Origin of the sequence: Paraburkholderia solisilvae (assembly GCF_902859875.1) — a bacterium.
Classification (GTDB): Bacteria; Pseudomonadota; Gammaproteobacteria; order Burkholderiales; family Burkholderiaceae; genus Paraburkholderia; species Paraburkholderia solisilvae.
The window spans coordinates 1-1,433 of sequence record NZ_CADIKF010000125.1 but is presented as its reverse complement, the minus strand read 5'-3'; the positions used below and the strand labels follow the sequence as shown (position 1 = coordinate 1,433).

General features: G+C 63.2%; 1 protein-coding gene. It reads right to left on the bottom strand.

Annotated features, from left to right (window positions below; genetic code table 11):
• Nucleotides 1-1,433 (bottom strand): bifunctional 2-methylcitrate dehydratase/aconitate hydratase (locus HV675_RS32080; RefSeq protein ID WP_246270680.1); only part of this gene is annotated, 1,433 nt, incomplete at both ends.

Below are 1,433 nucleotides of genomic sequence, written 5' to 3'. Positions count from 1 at the left end.
ACGTACAGATCGACGTATTCATTGACCGGCATCGCTTCGAGCTTTGCCTGATCCAGCGACACGTCGAGGATCGCCTGTTGCTGCTTTGCCGGGAAACGCCGCGCAAGGTTCGTGCGGAATTTCTCGACCAGCAGCGGGATGCCGTCCGCGCGGCGGCGCTTGTGGCCGATCGGGTATTCGACAGCCACTTCGTCGAGCGTCGTGCCGTCGCTGAATTGCACGGTCAGCGCGTTGGCAATAGAACGCTTGTCCGGGTCGTGATAATCCTTCGTGTACTGCGGGTCTTCCACGCATTCGATCTTCGCGCGCAACGCGTCGATGCGCGCATCCTGCGCGATTGCATCCTCGTAGTCCGCGGCGGTGAGCCGCCCGAAGATCAGCGGCACCGCAACCATGTACTGGATGCAGTGATCGCGATCGGCCGGGTTATTCAGCGGCCCTTTCTTGTCGATGATGCGGATGGCCGCTTCGTGCGTGCGGATTGTGATCTTCGCGATGTCCTCGACGCGTTTGCCCTTCGCGGCAAGCTGCGGGTGCAGCGTCATCGCCGCTTCGACCGCGGTCTGCGAGTGGAACTCGGCCGGAAACGAAATCTTGAACAGCACGTTTTCCATCACGTACGAACCGTACGGACGCTGGAACTGGAATGCATTGCCGTTGAACAGCACGTCGTAGAAGCCCCACGTCTTCGCACTCAGCACCGACGGATAGCCCATCTCGCCGGTCTTCGCGATCAGCGCGAGGCGCACCGCGCGCGACGTGGCGTCGCCGGCGGCCCACGACTTGCGCGAGCCGGTGTTCGGCGCATGGCGGTACGTGCGCAGCGCGTGCCCATCGACGAACGCGAGCGACACCGCGTTGATCAGCTCGTCGCGCGTGAGGCCGATCAGCTGGCCGACCACCGCGGTCGACGCGAGCTTGACGAGCAGCACATGATCGAGCCCGACCTTGTTGAACGAGTTCTCGAGCGCGATGCAGCCTTGAATTTCGTGCGCCTTGATCATGCCGATCAGGACGTCTTTCATCGTCAGCGGCTTTTTGCCCGCTGCGATGGCGTTGCGCGACAGCCAGTCGGCGGTGGCGAGAATGCCGCCGAGGTTATCGGACGGATGGCCCCATTCGGCGGCGAGCCAGGTGTCGTTGAAGTCGAGCCAGCGGATCATCGCGCCGATATTGAACGCGGCCTGGACCGGATCGAGCTGGAATGACGTGCCGGGCACCTTCGCGCCGTGCGGGACGATCGTGCCGGGCACGATCGGTCCCATCAGCTTGGTGCAGGCGGGGTACGAGAGGGCCTCGAGGCCGCAGCCGAGCGTGTCGATCAGACAGTTGCGTGCCGTTTCGAGCGCGAGTGCGCTGTCGATCTTATGGTTCAGCACGTAGTCGACTAGGTCGGTGAGGACTTTGTCCGGTTCGGGGCGGACGTTGGAGAT